The organism is Endozoicomonas sp. Z74 (genome assembly GCF_057680865.1).
Genome location: NZ_JBLYZI010000024.1, coordinates 45871 through 62456 on the forward strand (window position 1 = coordinate 45871; position 16586 = coordinate 62456).

A 16586-nucleotide genomic window follows, 5' to 3' on the forward strand; every position below is an offset into this window, starting at 1 on the left:
TATCGCTCTTCACGGCCTGGACAAAACGGATCGAAAACCATTCAGCTCCCGCCTCAAGCTCTCAAGCTGATCTGGCGACATTTCCGCTACCTGCTTAGCCAACCGGGTACCCTCAATCCGATCAGACCAGCTCATAGACCGAAAGCGAATGGAAGGAAACTTCAATTTTGACAGCGTTTCAGCACTCCCCTCCCGAAAACGATCCATCTGCCTATCTATTTCTTTCACATTATCCCCCACCTCGTTCAAACAGCCGGTTTCAATCCGTTTTAAAGGCTCACACCAGTGAGCCATGTACTCACAAAAAGGTTTCCTATCTATTACCCTTTTAAACTGAGCAATAGCCGTGGAAACAACATCAACCTGAGGCAACATTCTGCAATTTCCAACATGCATACTACCTGCGCATGCATAAAGCGGCCTTAGCGCTGAGCTGAGCTGCTCCACCCCCCCAAAGCCCTGCCTCATAACGGATTCTCTGCTCTGCCAGCGCAGCCCCCCACTCCAAAACCTCTTTGCCGGAACCTTTCTTATTGGTGAAAAGCCGGGCAAAATCATCATAAACCTCCTGATCTAATTCAATTATTTTTTGCATATACTCATCGACTGTTTTACCCACCCAGTGAGGCGCTTTTTCGACATGCAACTGTGACTTCCTCCGAACCATGATACGCCCGATGAAATCATCATGCTCCGCCATGACCTGATCACGATCCTTTCCTGGAAAAACAGATGCATCAAAAAAAAGCTGTTTATCCCTGAAATAATCCGGCAACAACATATGAGAAGCCTGAGCCCCAATATCATAAGCTCTTTGTACATCCCCCACCGTCATCATCACACCGCCCTCAAGCTCACCTTTGAACCAACTCAATGCCGCTCTGCATAAACCACTGAATTGGGGAAAATAAGCCAGCATTTCATCGGCAGTAACTACCTTCTGCCCAGCCTTTTCATCCAATCTGATAGAAGCATCATCAGCACCATGAGCTACGTTAAGAACCATGAAAAAGATCATTAACAGGAATCTAAAAAAAACGGTATCACGTCCACTAGCCAAACTCATTGAACTCTAACCTTTAGTCAATAATCATAACCACCAAAGATAGAATCACATCATTCATAAACGCTGATTTTTTCTTAATAACCACCCATCCCTTTTATTCGCTTTATTCACCCCACACGCCCTTTGAAGAAATAAAATTCAGACCTATAAAAAAAGCCGGCAAAATGCCGGCTTTTTAAAACAAACATCAAAAAAGAGAAAACAGCCGCTCAGGGCATGCCATCCACATCCTGATTTTCCTTGACCGGAACAATCAGGTCATCACGATTGATGTTCATGTAGATCAGGGCATTGGAGGCAATATAGATGGAGGAGTAGGTCCCCACACCAATCCCCACAATCAGTGCCGTGGCAAAGTTGTGGATCATATCCCCACCAAACAGGAACAGGGCCAGCAGCACCATTAAGGTGGTACCGGAGGTGGCAAGCGTCCGCCCCAGCGTCTGGGTCAGGGAAACATTGATCACCTCTTCCGCATTGCCTTTTCTCAGCTTGCGGAAATTCTCCCGAATCCGGTCATAAACAATAATGGTATCGTTCAGCGAGTAACCGATCACCGCCAGAATGGCCGCCATGACCGTCAGGTCAAACTGAAGCCCCAGAGCCGAGAACAGGCCAAGCACAATAATCGAGTCGTGAGCCAGGGCACTGACCGCTCCCACAGAGAACTTGAACTGGAAGCGGAAAGCGATGTAAAGCATGACCAGACCAAGGGCCATCAACATGCCCAGACCGCCCTGCTCGCGCAGCCGCTCACCTACCTGCGGGCCAACATACTCAACCCGCTTGGCATCCACATGTCCTTCGTAGTTCTTATCCAGATAGGCCGCCACCCGATTTCCAAGGGCAGCATCGTCACCCGGAATCCGGACCAGAATATTTTCGGCAGAACCAAACTCCTGGACCACAGCATCATCGTAACCCTGAGCACCGAGCTGCTCACGAATGTCCGAGGTTTTCACCGGCTTATCGTACATCAGCTCAATCAGGGTCCCCCCCGTGAAGTCCAGGCCCCAGTTGATGCCCTTGGCGGCCAGGGAAACCACCGAGCCCACCAGCATCAGAATCGACAGCACCGTCGCGTAGGTGCGCAGTCGCATGAATCCTATGATTTTGTCATCGTTCACAGCTGCCACCTCAGATATAAAGTTTCTTCACGTTACGCCCGCCATACACCAGGTTGACCATGGAACGGGTCAACACCACAGCGGTGAACATAGACGTCAAAATACCGATACAGAGCGTCACGGCAAAACCTTTGATCGGACCGGTACCCACCGCAAAGAGGATAACACCCACCAACAGCGTGGTGATGTTACCGTCAAAAATGGAGACAAAGGCACGGTCGTAACCATCATGAATCGCCCGCTGAATCGGACGCCCCAGACGGATCTCTTCACGGATACGGGAGAACACCAGCACATTGGCGTCCACCGCCATCCCCAGGGTCAGGACGATACCGGCAATACCGGGCATGGTCAGGGTCGCGCCGAACAGGCTCATCACCGCCATCAGCAACATCAGGTTGGCGGCCAGGGCAACATTGGCCATCAAGCCAAACACCCGGTAAACCACCACCATAAAGATCACCACCAGCCCCAGACCCACCAGAGTGGAATTGATGCCCATCTCAATGTTCTCGGCACCCAGGCTTGGCCCCACGGTTCTTTCTTCCACAAAGTGCATGGGTGCCGCAAGGGAACCCGCTCTTAACAACAGCGCCAGCTCAGAAGCTTCCGCCGAGGAGTTCAGGCCGGTTATGCGGAACTGGTTACCCAGTGCACTCTGAATGGTGGCCAGGCTGATCACGGCTTTTTCTTCACGGAAGCTTTGCAGGGTTTGCTTTACAGGCTCTCCCTCCACCATTTTGGTGACGGTTTTGGTCACCGGCTTCTGCTCGATAAAGATAACCGCCATGGCCCGCCCCACATTATTGCGAGTAGCCCGATTCATCAGGGTGCCGCCGTGGCTGTCCAGGCTGATGTTGACCTGGGGCTGACCCGTCTGACCATCAAAATTGGATTGGGCGCTGGAGACCTGGTCCCCGGTAATGATGATGTCACGCTCCAGGCTCACAGCCGGACGTCGGGGGTCCCTGAAATCAAACGATTCGGTACTGGTTCTGGACGCATTGGGCAGCGCCTCCAGCCTGAACTCGAGATTCGCCGTCTTACCCAGAATCCGCTTCGCTTCCGCGGTATCCTGAACGCCGGGCAGCTCAACCACAATCCCGTTTCGACCCTGACGCTGAACCAGAGGCTCGGAAACACCCAGCTCATTCACCCGGTTACGGACCGTGGTCAGGTTCTGGCGAACCGCGTAATCCTCAATCTCTTTGGTGCCCGCTTCCGAATACTGGTAGGAGAGCACAAAGCGGTCATTCACCTCCTGGGTTTCAACCAGCAGGTCAGGAAAATCTTTGGTAATGCGCTTAGCCGCTTTATCCCGCGTTTGCTCATCATTAAAGGCCAGCTGACGGATCCCGCCAGGACGCTCTGGCATCGTGCGGTATCTCAGCTTTTCCTTGCGCAGCGTTGAACGAATCTCGGAAGTGGCAATATCCATCTTGATCTGGACCGCCTTGGCCGTATCCACCTCCAGCAGGAAGTGAACCCCGCCAGAAAGATCAAGCCCCAGCTTCATGGGGTAAGCCCCCATAGACGTCAACCAGTCAGGCGTAGTCTGCGCCAGGTTGATGGCGACAATGTAATCGTCACCCAGCGCTTCCTTGATCAGGGATTTTGACAACTGCTGCTGATCGGCCCGGTTCAGGCGAATCAACAGGGCATTTTTCTCCAGTTCAACGGCCTTGACATCAACGTCTGCCTTGGCCAGTGCCTGTTCTGCACGCTGGCGCACCGACTCCGTCATCGTTTCCGATGAACTGGCGCCAGTCACCTGTACCGCCGGGTCTGCGGGATAGAGGTTGGGAAGGGCGTAGATAAACCCGAGACCTATGACGACCAGAATCAACAGGTACTTCCACAATGGATATCGATTGAGCATGGCTCACCGGTTCCTGATTTAAAAGTGAAGTGCCGGACCCGGGGAAGGGTTACCGGACACGCTCCGTTTCGCCAGAAAAAACCGCGCACCGAACCGGGGCGCGGCATTCTCTGCCATCACACCTGACAGCCTTATTTGATAGCCTTGATGGTACCTTTAGGCAGTGTTGCTGCAACTGCACCTTTTTGAAAGTTCAGTTCCATATTATCGGTCACCTGAAGCGTCACAAACTCATCAGTGACATTGGTCACCTTGCCAAGGATGCCACCGGTGGTCACCACCTCATCACCCTTGTTCAGACCGGCAATCAGGTTCTTGTGCTCTTTGGCACGCTTGCTCTGGGGACGCCAGATCAGCAGCCAGAAAATCAGCACAAAGCCACCCAGCATAACCAGCTGGCCGACCATGCCGGGACCGGCTGCAGCACCACCTTCAGCAGCGGCATGAGCCTGACTGATGAATGGAATCATTCCAATACTCCTAATTGTGTTATTACTGTTGAAACGGTTCGCAGGAATCACGCTTGTCTGCCAGATTAATCACAACACTGGCATCCTTTCACTGCATTCCCCGATTCATTGGGGCATTCAGCAAAAAATCAAGACTCATCCCACTCAGGTACAGCCTGACCCCGCTTCTGATAAAACTCAGCTACAAAGTCGTTCAATGTACCCTGTTCGATCGCCCCTCGCAAACCAGCCATAACCCGCTGATAGTAGCGCAGGTTGTGAATCGTGTTGAGCATGGAGCCAAGAATTTCCCCACACTTATCCAGATGATGCAGATACGAGCGACTGAAATGCTGGCAAGTATAGCAATCGCAGTGAGCTTCCAGGGGGCGGTCGTCTTTCTTGTGAACCGCGTTGCGGATTTTGATCACACCCTCATCCACAAACAGATGGCCATTGCGGGCGTTACGGGTGGGCATCACACAGTCAAACATATCCACGCCACGGCGAACCGCCTCGACAATGTCTTCCGGCTTGCCGACGCCCATCAGGTAGCGGGGGTGGCCTTCGGGAATTTTAGGCGTGATATGGGAGAGAATCCTCATCATATCTTCTTTGCTTTCTCCCACGGAGAGACCGCCAATGGCATAACCATCAAAACCGACCTCCGTCAGACCTTCAAGGGAGGCATCACGCAACCCTTCATACATCCCCCCCTGAATAATGCCAAACAGGGCAGACGGGCTATCACCATGGGCCGCTTTGGACCGGGCCGCCCAGCGCAGCGACAGCTCCATGGACTCCCGCGCCTGATCTTCGGAGGCATCCCCGGGCGTGCACTCATCGAAAATCATCACAATGTCCGAGCCCAGATCTCTCTGAACCTCCATGGAAATTTCAGGACTCAGAAACACCTTGGAGCCATCTACCGGTGACTGGAAAGAAACCCCTTCTTCGGTAATTTTCCTTAACTTGCCCAGACTGAACACCTGAAAGCCGCCGGAGTCGGTGAGTATAGGCCCCTGCCACTGATTAAAATCGTGCAGATCACCGTGCTCACGGATAATTTCAGTCCCTGGGCGCAGCATCAGGTGGAAGGTATTGCCCAGAATAATCTCGGCCCCTATTTCCTTAATATCCCTGGGCAGCATGCCCTTAACCGTGCCATAGGTTCCCACGGGCATGAAACAGGGGGTTTCAACGGTACCACGGGGAAATGTCAGCCGTCCCCGACGGGCATTCCCATCGCTGGCCAGCTGCTCAAACTGCATAAAGCATTCTCTTGTCATGGGTTCAAACTTGCTTGATTAGACGTGTATTTCGTTGTTTTACAAGACTCCGGGAGAGGATCCCCCCCCAAAGCCAAAATGGTTTTACGCCGCAGGCTTTTTCTAGGCCGAAGGCTCTTTTGAAGCCAGTGGCTTCCGGGTCAGGAACATGGCATCGCCATAACTGAAAAAGCGGTACTTATTGGCCACCGCTTCACCATAGGCATGAAGCACTTCCTCCCGTCCGGAAAAGGCACTGACCAGCATCAACAAAGTGGATTGCGGCAGGTGAAAGTTGGTAATCATGGCGTCCACACTGCGAAACTCATATCCCGGATAAATAAAGATGCTGGAATCCCCATAAAACGGGGCAATTCCTCCGGAAGCCGAGGCTGACTCAAGGCTTCTAACGGAGGTGGTCCCCACAGCAACCACCCGATTCCCCCGGGAACGGGTCTCCCTGACGGCCTGGCAAACCTCCTCGGACACTTCAATATACTCAGCGTGCATCACATGGTCTTCAATATTGTCGACCCGAACCGGCTGGTAAGTGCCAGAACCCACATGGAGTGTCACAAAGACTTTTTTGACCCCCTTGGCGGCCAGTCGTTCCAGCAGGGATTCATCAAAATGCAAACCAGCAGTGGGGGCAGCTACCGCCCCATCCCTGGCGGCAAACACGGTCTGGTAACGAAGGCGGTCACTGTCGCCATCTTTCCGGTCAATATAAGGAGGCAAAGGCATATGCCCGAATTTCGTCAACAGGGGCAACACGGACGATTCAAAACGGAGAATAAACAGAAAGTCCTGCCGCCCCTCGACGGTTACCTTAATGGCGCCATCCGCAAGAAAAAGAGTGGCCCCTGGCTTGGGAGACTTGCTGGCCCGAACCTGAGCCAGCACCAGAGTGTCCTCCACCACCCGCTCAACCAGAACTTCGATCTTACCCCCGGTCTCCTTCTGCCCATAGAGACGGGCGGGAATCACCCGGGTATCGTTCAGAACCAGCAGATCCCCCGGCTCCAGCAGGGACTCAATATCCGCAAACTGACGATGCTGGACAGCACCGGTGGCACCCTCCAGGCACAGCAAGCGGCTGCCGGTGCGATCCCTGGCGGGAAAACGGGCAATCTGCTCATCGGGCAGATCAAAATCAAAATCACTGACTTGCATGGACAATCCGGTAGCGGGCCCCTTCACACGATACCAAAGCCAGAAACCGCCGGAAGTCACCGGAAGTCCTCGTCTCGTTGCCGGGAGCCAAAAACGCGATCACTCTAAAGATCACTGTAAAAAAGCGCAGAGGATACTTGAAAAAGCAGGGGGTGTCAGGAGGACCATCCCGATACTCACTGCGTAACTTCACGGAGTCACGCCTCCGTTCAATAACCCCTTGATCTCAGAAATCCGTTTGATATACTGCGCCGCAGTTGGACGAGCCCCCTACTTCCTCAGAACGACTCTGCCTTGAGCACAAACAGCCTTGAGCAAGAAAAGTTTTGAATTCAGACCGTGGTTTGCTTATGATCCAGCTTCACTGAACACTCTGCCGGTGTGATGGAATTGGTAGACATAGGGGATTCAAAATCCCCCGCCTTTGCGGGCGTGGCGGTTCGAGTCCGCCCACCGGTACCAGCTTTTTTTGATCATTTTCTCCGTTGTACCCACATAACCTTCAGGTTATGTCTCCTCCTATCCTTTTAGTGTTCCCCCTATTATTCACTGTTCTTTTCTGAACAGGGTAATAACATACTCGCACGGGAGCTGTTTTACGTCAGTGGTTCCCCCTCCTCAACCCCTTTTTTCTTTGGTCTTCCCCGGCGCAAGGGTCTGACCCGGTGATTGGCGATTTTCTCGATCTTGTCCTTAAACGCATCCCCTCCCAGCACCTGCCCCATATTCACCGTTTCAGCAATAAAATCAATCAACCGCCGGTCGAAACGGTAGCGGAAAGACTCGCTGTAGGCATTGCATCGCGCCTCCCGACTTTCCCCCAGTGCCGTATAGAGGCGGTGATCCCTGATCAGCCAGGATGTGCTGTCACCACAGTGATGGTGATAACTGGACCAGGGATAATCAGCGAGATTATCCACCAGCCCCAGATGCAACGGACGAAGTTCAACGTAGCGATAGCAGGTCAGCAGATAGTTTTCAGAATCGATCAGACTGGACTTGTAACGGCCTTCCCAGAGGGTACCGGAGCGTTTATAGCGGTGATTAATGTACTGCACATAACGCCGCCCCAGGGACTGCATCATGGAGGAAACCCCTTTATCAATACGGGGCGTAGCGATGATTTGGATGGAGTCAGGCAGAAGTACGTAAGCATGAATTTCCACCTGATACTGGTCCGATGCGGCCCGAAGGCTGCTCAGGTAGAACTCAAAATCCTCATCATCAAAAAAACACGGCAGACGATTATGACCGGTTTGCACAATGTGTTGAGGCACTCCAACGATGTTGATTCTTGACGGGCGACCCATAACTGCAAGACTTCCTGTCAGGTTTATTTTTGTGATCCTATAGTGCCATGAACAGAACAGGCTGAAAACTGCTGCCCCAAACATTGGGAACTCACACCCGATGCGTTATGATCGTCGGGCATCACAATAAACAATAAGAAAACCCTAAAAATAACACGGGTACAGGCCGTCCCATGAGTCTTTTCAACCGGGTGCGGGTTCGATGTCGTTCCGGCCACCTCTATACTTTTGCTACCAGCGCCATGCTGTCCCCAGGGCAACGTCTTCGATTCCAGTCAGACCTTAAAGCCCGACACTTTCTGTATAACTTTTCCCAAAGTGAACAGACCTCCATCGCCCGCCTGCTGGCGGCTAACGGGCATGCCCCCATGGGCCAGCGCCCGGCTATGGGGGCTTACCCGGTTTCCTGGGCATTGGTTCGGGGACAGCTCATGGCATTCACCGAAAAAACAGGGCGTTCCCCAACATCCCAGAGCCAAACACCCCATACAACAGAATCGGCTGCGGCATCCTCCCTTTATGAGCAAGGAAACGTGATTGGTACCGGAACCTATACCACCAGCCCGCCCCCAAGAAGCACTTCTCGAAGCAAGGATGTAGCACCTGGACTGGAAGACCGCAGTGTTCGATTTGCCCTGTTCCAGCAACACGGAGTTGAGGTAGGCACCTACCGTGAGCTGCAGAAAATCACCAAAGAAGGGTATCAGCGGGAACACTTTATTCCCCACTCAAACTATATGACCCGCTCAAAACGCCCTGATGAGCAGCGAAGCGATGTTCCCATTGGGGATGCGTTTGGCCGCTATAACGAAGCCGATGCCATCACCTACTTTGTCTATGACGACCAGAGCAAGGGCACGGAGCATCGGTATTTGACCGATGTAGAAAAAGAGTTTGCTGAAAGTCTGCACGAAAAAGGAGAATATGCGACCGTTAATCAGTGGTTAGACCACATGGAAAAAGAAACGGCGAAATCCTTCCCCATGGACAAAATAGAGCGCGCTCCCGGCATCTTTGAGGCCAGAATTTCTGAAGAAGATGCGGCTGCTGTTGCCAGGGCTATCCGGCTTGAATACGAGCACTCCCTTGATCAAATGGGAGTCAATAAAGAGTCGCAAATGTCGAATCTTGTTGGGGGCGGAGGCTCTCCATTTTCAGACGATGACAGCGACTTAGGCAGTGATGAATTCTAATTGGAGGTATTTTTATGGCTGAATATGAAATCAATCACATTATAGACATTACTGAATCAGCTTTTGGCTTACATCTGATGTCTACACACTATGACGAGATAGACCCACATGGCGCTGTTGGGCAAATTAAGCAAGTTAATAACGATCGAGCCAAAACCTGCTTGGGAGCAAACTGTCAACTAAACGCAATGTGGAGCTCTCCTGTGGGAAACCTTTGGGTTGTAGACGACCATGGAGACGTATTTACCACCGCTGACGTTCATTTCCAGAAACCGGCCTTTAATCTACTCAAGTACAGCACAGGTAAATTTGATACAAAGTGGCAAATTACCAGAGTCTATACAAGGCAGCTAAATGGCATTTGGGGAACTTCCGATCACGATGTCTGGGTTACGTCGTTTTCAGGCCCCGCACTTCACTGGAACGGCAAGCAATGGAATGAATATGTATTACCCAAAGCCCCCAACAACATCCACGGCTCTGCCCCTGATGATATCTACGTGGTCGGCTACCATGGCAACATCCACCACTGGAATGGCTCTGTCTGGCAACCGGTTCCACTGCCTGAAGGTGTACCTGCCAATGACTCCTATACCGATGTCCGGGTCATCAGCAAAGAGCTTGCCTACATCACAGCACGCAGCGGCTGCTTGCTGAAAGGGTCTGCCAAAAACGGTTTCATCAACATTGGCAATGGCAACTACGAATGGTATGGCGTGGGCTGTCTTGACCAGCGGGTCTTTCTGGCTGGAGGCCGAAACGGCATTTTTGAGCTGATTGACGATCAGTTTGTCTGTTTGAAAGACAAAGGGCATCCGGTAGGCGTTTTCGAAACCCCGGGAGCGGTCAATTTTATTCCGGCAGAGCAGCAACCCCGCCCCTGGTTTGCCCGCTATCAACCCGGGGCTGACCGGGAGTGGGCAAAAATCAGCACCTGATCCAGCATTTGGAGTGCCCACCCATTGCGTTATGATCCGCAGGCATCAGAACAAAAACGGGGAAAACCCCAAAAATAATAAGGGTACAGGCCGTCCCATGAGTCTTTTCAACCGGGTGCGGGTTCGATGTCGTTCCGGCCACCTCTATACTTTTGCTACCAGCGCCATGCTGTCCCCAGGGCAACGTCTTCGATTCCAGTCAGACCTTGAAGCCCGACACTTTCTGTATAACTTTTCCCAAAGTGAACAGACCTCCATCGCCCGCCTGCTGGCGGCTAACGGGCATGCCCCCATGGGCCAGCGCCCGGCTATGGGGGCTTACCCGGTTTCCCAGGCATTGGTTCGGGGGCAGCTCATGGCATTCACCGAACAAACAGGGCGTTCCCCAACATCCCGGAGTCAAACACCCCATACAGCAGAATCGGCTCCGGCATCCTCCCTTTATGAGCAAGGCGATGTGATTGGTACCGGAACCTACACCACCAGCCCGCCCCCAAGAAGCACTTCTCGAAGCAAGGATGTAGCACCCGGACTGGAAGACCGCAGTGTCCGATTTGCCCTGTTCCAGCAACACGGGGTTGAGGTGGGCACCTATCATGAACTGCAGAAAATCACCAAAGAAGGGTATCAGCGGGAACACTTTATTCCCCACTCAAACTATATGACCCGCTCAAAACGCCCTGATGAGCAGCGAAGCGATGTTCCCATTGGGGATGCGTTTGGCCGCTACAACGAGGCCGATGCCATCACCTACTTTGTCTATGACGACCAGAGCAAGGGCACGGAGCATCGGTATTTGACCGATGTAGAAAAGAAATTTGCCAAAACGCTCCATGACAGGAGAGAGTATGCGACAGTTACCCAATGGCTGGATCACATGGAGGCCGAAACGGCGAAATCCTTCCCCATGGACAAAATAGAGCGCGCTCCCGGTGTATTTGAGGCCAGAATTTCTGAAGAAGATGCAGCGGCTGTCGCAAGGGCCATCCGCCTTGAATACGAGCACTCCCTTGATCAGATGGGCGTTAATAAGCAAGCACTAATGTCGAACCTTGTTGGGGGTGGGGATACTCCGGGAAGTGACTACATAGATACCGAAGGAAACTTCTAATCATGAATTACGAAATAGAGCACATTATAGAACTCACGGCCTCTCGTTTTGGACTACACAGGCTCTACACCTACTACGATGAGGCAGACCCTTTATCCGCTGTTGGAGACCTCACTCTTGTAACTGAAACAGCATCAAAGACGTTTCTTGGGGTGAACTTTCAGCTCAATGCCATGTGGTCTTCACCAGAAGGAAACCTCTGGGTAGTAGACGACCACGGCGATGTGTTTACTACTGCGGATGTTCATTTCCAGAACCCACCCTTTAATCTAATGAAGTACAGCACAGGTAAATTTGATACAAAGTGGCATGTTACTGAAGCTTATAAAGGGCAACTAAACGGCATCTGGGGCACATCCGACCAGAACGTCTGGGTAACCTCCTTTGCAGGGCCAGTACTTAACTGGAACGGCAAGCAGTGGAAAGAGCATCCCCTGCCAGAAGCCCCCAACAACATCCATGGCTCTGGGCCGGATGATATCTACGTGGTCGGCTACCATGGCAACATCCACCACTGGAATGGCTCTGTCTGGCAACCGGTTCCACTGCCTGAAGGTGTACCTGCCAATGACTCCTTTACCGATGTCCGGGTCATCAGCAAAGAGCGTGCCTACATCACAGCACGCAGCGGCTGCTTGCTGAAAGGGTCTGCCAAAAACGGTTTCATCAACATTGGCAATGGCAACTACGAATGGTATGGCGTGGGCTGTCTTGACCAGCGGGTCTTTCTGGCTGGAGGACAAAAAGGCATTTATGAGCTGATTGACGATCAGTTTGTCTGTTTGAAAGACAAAGGTCATCCGGTGGGTGTTTTCGAAACCCCAGGCGCGGTCAATTTTATTCCGGCAGAGCAGCAACCCCGTCCCTGGTTTGCCCGCTATCAACCCGGGGCTGACCGGGAGTGGGCAAAAATCAGCACTTGATGCCCGCATTGGAAATGCAACTGGCCAGCAGGGACGGGGAAAAAGCCATAAGAAAATCGTGTCAGAGTCGCTTAAGAAAACCCGGAAGCTTTTTCTGCTCCCCTCTGAAAACGCCGAAAAACAAAGGGGTTAACGATACAGGACAATAGAAATCACTCAGCAGATATCCTGGGTAAAAAAAATAGTGTCAGAGTGGATTTTATAGTTTGAACTTCTTCTTCCCTGCCTGAAAAAGGTCTGCTTTAATCCACTTACACAACAATGAATACCGACTATTTACCGGATTCCTTTGTTGGAACGCCACCCATAATAAGCAAACGTTGAAAGAGGACTTCAAATGGCAATTTACATGAACTACAACAACAAAACACCCAAGGGCAATGTGACCGCCAAGGGCTACGAGGACTGGATCGAGGTAGACTCCCTCTCTTTTGGCGTTGGCCGCAGCATCACTATGGAAGCCGGTGCCATGAGCAACCGGGAAGCCAGCCGACCTTCTCTGAGTGAAGTGTCATTTACCAAACTAATGGATGCTGCTTCCGGGGGCATCTTCAAAGAGTCCGTAACCGGCTCTGAAGGCGTCAAGGTACAGATTGATATTGTCCAGACCGGTGCCAAGTCCCTGCAAAAATACGCCAGTTATGTACTGGAAGACTGCATCGTCTCTTCCTACAGTGTTGGTGCTTCTGCCGGTGGCCCTCCCACAGAAACTATTGGCCTCAGCTTTGCCCGTATTGAAGCAGATCTGACCCATGCGGACAAGACCAACAAGAACAAGCAGAACATGAAAGTCGGATACGACCTGACCACCGCTGAGCCTTTATAAGTTCGCTCTGCCTGATCTGAGTCACCACCGCGGGCAGGGAATGTTCAGTTCCCTGCCCTTTCGTCGTTCAACGATACGGATATCCATCAGTTATGCCTCTGACACAGGAAAAACGGCTTATCACCATTGAAACATCACTGGGGAAAGATGCGTTTGTTGTCCGTGAGTTGGAAGGAACCGAAACCGTCTCCGACCTGTTCAGGTTCAGCCTGACGCTGCTCAGTGACAACGACACCATCACGCCAGACAAAATTCTGGGTAAACCCGTCACCCTGACGTTATACAACAGTGGGCCAGATAACCCCCGCTACATTCATGGCCATATCAGTGAGTTTATGGCTATGGATACCCAAAATAGACAAACCCGAATCTACAAGGCAATCGTCGTTCCCTCACTCTGGTTTACAACCCTGGGCGGGAAGAACCGAATCTTTGAAAACAAGGACTTTTCCCAGATTATTGAAGAGGTACTGGGGGATTACAGCAGCATCACCCTGAATAAAAATCTGGCAGGAAGCTATGTAAAACGCCGTTATTGCACCCAGTTCGAAGAAAGCGATTTTGAATTCATCTGCCGCTTGCTCGCGGAAGAGGGCATTCTTTATTATTTTGAGCACAGCAAAGGCAGCCATCAATTTTGCATCGTCGATAAAGCCAGCGCCTTTAAACCAGCTTTGCCCCAGGCCATTCCCTACGTGGGCAGTGGCAGCAACCCTATGGAGCACAGCGTTACCAGCTGGCAGAGACACTACAACTACCATACGTCCAGCGTCGAATACCGAGACTACCTCCCCTTTTCTGCTTCCGAGTGGATGAAAAAAACCCTGTCGGAAAAAACCACCAACAAGGCACTCACCACCGAGAAACCATTGCAGGAAGTTTACGGCCACTTTCACTTTGAGAAACAGGAAGACCACACCAACAAGCTGACAGAAAGCAATTCCAAACAGAAAGTCCGCAACCGGATGCTCAGCCATGAGGGAACCTTTGACAGCGCAGAAGGCACCAGCACCTGTTGTGAATTTTATGCCGGAGGGCAGTTTACCCTTGAGCACACCATTGGCTCTGAGTCCGGGAACTACCTTCTGACACAAGTATCCCACGTAGCCCAGGACGGGAATGACATCGAAACCCAATACACCAACCGGTTTACCTGCCAACCTGCTGACGTTTACTCACCACGCTCCCCCGATGTCCATCGACGAACCATAACCGCCCCTCACAGCGCCAAAGTCATCGATGTCAAAGCCGCTGCAGAACAGGGCAAGGTGGATGTATTTGCCCAGGTCAAGGTTCAGTTCCCCTGGAAAAGTGAACAGAACAGTTGCTGGATCAGGGTTGTGCAGCCCTATGCCGGGAGCGGCTGGGGAGCATCGTTTGTGCCCCGGGTTGGACAGGAAGTGGTCGTAGAATACTTTAATGGCAACCCCGACCGCCCCGTGGTCACCGGTGCCCTCTACAACAGCGACAACAATGGACCGGGGTACTCAAAAACCCAGAGCGGCCTGAAAACCCAATGGGAAGGCAGCCAGTTTAACGAGCTGCGCCTGGACGATAAAAAAGGCTCTGAGGAACTGTATTTTGAAGCCGGAAAAGACTGGAACGTTCTGGTACATAACGACCACACCGAAACCATTGAAAACGACCAAACCCTCAATATCACCAAAAACCGTTCCATCACGGTCAGCGATGGCAATGAAACCAAAAAGGTTGCCAAAGGCAAACAGACAACCACGGTTCAGGGTGATATTGTGATCGAGTCCAAAGCCAGCATTACCCTGAAAGTCGGGGGTTCAACCATTAAACTGACGCCCAACGGTATTGTCATCAAAGGCATTAACATTGAGTCTAAGTCATCCGCCAATACCAAAGTTCAGGCCGGAGCGATGATGGATGTCAAAGGGGGCGCTATTACCTCCGTCAAAGGCGCACTGGTCAAGGTGAATTAATATGACAACAGGCCTCAGTAAATTCGGTGCCAGCCGGGCCAGCCAGATCACCAGCCGTTATGAGCTGGATGAAGACGTAGAGCCGCTTTTGACTCCGGAAATAACACCGGCGGATTTCATCAGAGCCTTGATGGATCAAAAAGAGTATATCGAAGCAGTCCGGTTTGTGGCTCACGGACTGCCCAAGCGGGAAGCCGTCTGGTGGGCTTGCCTGGCATCCCGGGCCACCCATACGCCGGATACGTCGCCTCTGCGCCAGCAAACCCTGAAGGTTTCGGAAGCCTGGGTGCGCCAGCCCACGGAGGAATTGCGACAGCAGGCGGAAAAGCTGGCCCGAAAATGCCAACACAAAACACCGGAAAGCTGGGCGGCGACCGCCGCCTTCTGGAGTGCGGGCAGCATTCTGGACAGTGAAGATCACCCCATGCCCGCCCCACCCTATCTGTTTGCCCATGCCGTAGCCGGTGCCGTCGGGCTTGCCTGTGTGGGCGACTCCGAAGAGGCCATCCATGCCCACTACCTGCGCTTTCTCAGTCAGGGGCTGGATCTCGCCAATGGGGGGAAGGGCTCCATTCATGAATCCCCCTACCTTCTGCTTGAAGAGACCCGCCCCGAAACCGCTCAGGAGTATTAACCATGGGAATGCCCGCCGCCCGAGTTTCTGACATGCACGTTTGCCCAGCCACCAACCCTGGTCCGGTCCCCCACGTCGGTGGTCCGGTATCGTCACCGGGTGGCCCTACGGTACTGATTGCCAATATGCCCTCCGCCACCGTTGGCAGCCTGTGCGTCTGTGCCGGCCCTCCGGACTCCATCGCCGCAGGCAGCACTACTGTAATGATCTGCGGCAAACCCGCTGCCCGACTGGGAGACAGCACTGGCCACGGAGGCAAGATTGTGGCAGGGGCGCCTACGGTGTTAATAGGCTGACCATGAAACGACGGTATACGCTCTTTTTTGTATTGTTCACTCTGTTTTCATCATCGGGGTTTGCTATGTCCATTCTAGATGCCGGAAAAATTTGCGCATTTTCATCAATACAGGGGGTTATTCTTGAACAGGGGAACCCTTTACCAAATGCCAGACTGACACGTAAAGTCAACTATGAGAAGATAAAAATTGATGAAACAACAACTGACGATAAGGGTTATTTTAAACTACCAGCTCTTTTCGTACGGTCTACTGCAAAGCTTCTACCCCAGCAGTTTGTGGCCCATCAATCACTGACTATAAATCATAACGGTAAAACCATCAGGGCAAAAACATGATCACCAATTGAACAGCGCCATCAAGAAACAGCCTGTATAATCAGGGTTTTTCCTGTCTTTCGATGTCTGCAAAAGCCCTGTTTTCCAAATTCTCCTCGCTCACTGA

The 16586-nt window shown here is 52.2% G+C and carries 17 protein-coding genes and 1 tRNA gene; 10 read left to right on the forward strand and 8 right to left on the reverse strand.

The window, feature by feature from the left end; translation table 11 throughout:
- Nucleotides 1-9 precede the first annotated feature (9 nt).
- The 7 genes from ACNRUY_RS09340 to queA form a co-directional block, all read right to left on the reverse strand.
- A complete protein-coding gene (locus ACNRUY_RS09340) occupies nucleotides 10-228 on the reverse strand; it encodes a hypothetical protein (protein ID WP_488111382.1) in 219 nt (72 codons plus the stop codon).
- Between the two features lie 169 nt (nucleotides 229-397).
- Nucleotides 398-1066, reverse strand: a complete 669-nt coding sequence (locus ACNRUY_RS09345; RefSeq protein ID WP_488111383.1) for a hypothetical protein — start codon at nucleotides 1064-1066, stop codon at nucleotides 398-400.
- A gap of 209 nt (nucleotides 1067-1275) precedes the next feature.
- Nucleotides 1276-2193: a protein translocase subunit SecF gene (gene secF / locus ACNRUY_RS09350; RefSeq protein WP_488111384.1), complete on the reverse strand. Its 918-nt coding sequence runs from the start codon at nucleotides 2191-2193 to the stop codon at nucleotides 1276-1278.
- Between the two features lie 10 nt (nucleotides 2194-2203).
- Nucleotides 2204-4072, reverse strand: coding sequence for a protein translocase subunit SecD (secD, locus tag ACNRUY_RS09355; protein ID WP_488111385.1), 1869 nt, complete (start codon nucleotides 4070-4072; stop codon nucleotides 2204-2206).
- 131 nt (nucleotides 4073-4203) lie between these two features.
- A complete protein-coding gene (gene yajC, locus ACNRUY_RS09360; protein WP_488111386.1) occupies nucleotides 4204-4542 on the reverse strand; it encodes a preprotein translocase subunit YajC in 339 nt (112 codons plus the stop codon).
- Between the two features lie 128 nt (nucleotides 4543-4670).
- A complete protein-coding gene (tgt, locus tag ACNRUY_RS09365) occupies nucleotides 4671-5792 on the reverse strand; it encodes a tRNA guanosine(34) transglycosylase Tgt (RefSeq protein ID WP_488111387.1) in 1122 nt (373 codons plus the stop codon).
- Nucleotides 5793-5912: 120 nt separating this feature from the next.
- The gene (queA, locus tag ACNRUY_RS09370) at nucleotides 5913-6962 is read right to left on the reverse strand and encodes a tRNA preQ1(34) S-adenosylmethionine ribosyltransferase-isomerase QueA (RefSeq protein WP_488111388.1); all 1050 of its coding nucleotides are present in this window, start codon (nucleotides 6960-6962) and stop codon (nucleotides 5913-5915) included.
- Nucleotides 6963-7337: 375 nt separating this feature from the next.
- On the opposite strand from queA, the gene ACNRUY_RS09375 reads away from it, so the two are divergent.
- Nucleotides 7338-7424: transfer RNA gene (locus ACNRUY_RS09375), tRNA-Leu, on the forward strand.
- A gap of 134 nt (nucleotides 7425-7558) precedes the next feature.
- On the opposite strand, the gene ACNRUY_RS09380 is transcribed toward ACNRUY_RS09375, so the two are convergent.
- The gene (locus tag ACNRUY_RS09380) at nucleotides 7559-8272 is read right to left on the reverse strand and encodes a transposase (RefSeq protein ID WP_488111389.1); all 714 of its coding nucleotides are present in this window, start codon (nucleotides 8270-8272) and stop codon (nucleotides 7559-7561) included.
- A gap of 173 nt (nucleotides 8273-8445) precedes the next feature.
- Here ACNRUY_RS09380 and ACNRUY_RS09385 point away from each other — a divergent pair, with 173 nt between their 5' ends.
- The 9 genes from ACNRUY_RS09385 (at nucleotide 8446) to ACNRUY_RS09425 (ending at nucleotide 16480) form a co-directional block, all read left to right on the forward strand.
- A complete protein-coding gene (locus tag ACNRUY_RS09385; protein ID WP_488111390.1) occupies nucleotides 8446-9465 on the forward strand; it encodes a hypothetical protein in 1020 nt (339 codons plus the stop codon).
- A gap of 203 nt (nucleotides 9466-9668) precedes the next feature.
- Complete coding sequence (locus ACNRUY_RS09390; protein WP_488111391.1) at nucleotides 9669-10403, forward strand: hypothetical protein; 735 nt, start codon at nucleotides 9669-9671, stop codon at nucleotides 10401-10403.
- A gap of 97 nt (nucleotides 10404-10500) precedes the next feature.
- Nucleotides 10501-11514, forward strand: coding sequence for a hypothetical protein (locus ACNRUY_RS09395; protein ID WP_488111392.1), 1014 nt, complete (start codon nucleotides 10501-10503; stop codon nucleotides 11512-11514).
- 2 nt (nucleotides 11515-11516) lie between these two features.
- Complete coding sequence (locus ACNRUY_RS09400; RefSeq protein ID WP_488111393.1) at nucleotides 11517-12437, forward strand: hypothetical protein; 921 nt, start codon at nucleotides 11517-11519, stop codon at nucleotides 12435-12437.
- A gap of 337 nt (nucleotides 12438-12774) precedes the next feature.
- A complete protein-coding gene (locus tag ACNRUY_RS09405) occupies nucleotides 12775-13263 on the forward strand; it encodes an Hcp family type VI secretion system effector (RefSeq protein ID WP_488111394.1) in 489 nt (162 codons plus the stop codon).
- Between the two features lie 92 nt (nucleotides 13264-13355).
- Entirely contained in the window at nucleotides 13356-15212 is a 1857-nt protein-coding gene (locus ACNRUY_RS09410; RefSeq protein WP_488111395.1) for a type VI secretion system Vgr family protein, read from the forward strand.
- A gap of 1 nt (nucleotide 15213) precedes the next feature.
- A complete protein-coding gene (locus ACNRUY_RS09415; protein WP_488111396.1) occupies nucleotides 15214-15846 on the forward strand; it encodes a DUF6931 family protein in 633 nt (210 codons plus the stop codon).
- 2 nt (nucleotides 15847-15848) lie between these two features.
- The gene (locus ACNRUY_RS09420) at nucleotides 15849-16142 is read left to right on the forward strand and encodes a PAAR domain-containing protein (protein ID WP_488111397.1); all 294 of its coding nucleotides are present in this window, start codon (nucleotides 15849-15851) and stop codon (nucleotides 16140-16142) included.
- Between the two features lie 65 nt (nucleotides 16143-16207).
- Complete coding sequence (locus ACNRUY_RS09425) at nucleotides 16208-16480, forward strand: DUF6795 domain-containing protein (protein ID WP_488111398.1); 273 nt, start codon at nucleotides 16208-16210, stop codon at nucleotides 16478-16480.
- Nucleotides 16481-16586: the final 106 nt, after the last annotated feature.

Coding starts and splice junctions, on each gene's coding strand:
- ACNRUY_RS09345 (WP_488111383.1), bottom strand. CDS start 1,066: ATGAGTTTGGCTAGTGGACGTGATACCGTTTTTTTTAGATTCCTGTTA.
- secD (WP_488111385.1), bottom strand. CDS start 4,072: ATGCTCAATCGATATCCATTGTGGAAGTACCTGTTGATTCTGGTCGTC.
- yajC (WP_488111386.1), bottom strand. CDS start 4,542: ATGATTCCATTCATCAGTCAGGCTCATGCCGCTGCTGAAGGTGGTGCT.
- tgt (WP_488111387.1), bottom strand. CDS start 5,792: ATGCAGTTTGAGCAGCTGGCCAGCGATGGGAATGCCCGTCGGGGACGG.
- queA (WP_488111388.1), bottom strand. CDS start 6,962: ATGCAAGTCAGTGATTTTGATTTTGATCTGCCCGATGAGCAGATTGCC.
- ACNRUY_RS09380 (WP_488111389.1), bottom strand. CDS start 8,272: ATGGGTCGCCCGTCAAGAATCAACATCGTTGGAGTGCCTCAACACATT.
- ACNRUY_RS09385 (WP_488111390.1), top strand. CDS start 8,446: ATGAGTCTTTTCAACCGGGTGCGGGTTCGATGTCGTTCCGGCCACCTC.
- ACNRUY_RS09395 (WP_488111392.1), top strand. CDS start 10,501: ATGAGTCTTTTCAACCGGGTGCGGGTTCGATGTCGTTCCGGCCACCTC.
- ACNRUY_RS09400 (WP_488111393.1), top strand. CDS start 11,517: ATGAATTACGAAATAGAGCACATTATAGAACTCACGGCCTCTCGTTTT.
- ACNRUY_RS09405 (WP_488111394.1), top strand. CDS start 12,775: ATGGCAATTTACATGAACTACAACAACAAAACACCCAAGGGCAATGTG.
- ACNRUY_RS09410 (WP_488111395.1), top strand. CDS start 13,356: ATGCCTCTGACACAGGAAAAACGGCTTATCACCATTGAAACATCACTG.
- ACNRUY_RS09415 (WP_488111396.1), top strand. CDS start 15,214: ATGACAACAGGCCTCAGTAAATTCGGTGCCAGCCGGGCCAGCCAGATC.
- ACNRUY_RS09420 (WP_488111397.1), top strand. CDS start 15,849: ATGGGAATGCCCGCCGCCCGAGTTTCTGACATGCACGTTTGCCCAGCC.
- ACNRUY_RS09425 (WP_488111398.1), top strand. CDS start 16,208: ATGTCCATTCTAGATGCCGGAAAAATTTGCGCATTTTCATCAATACAG.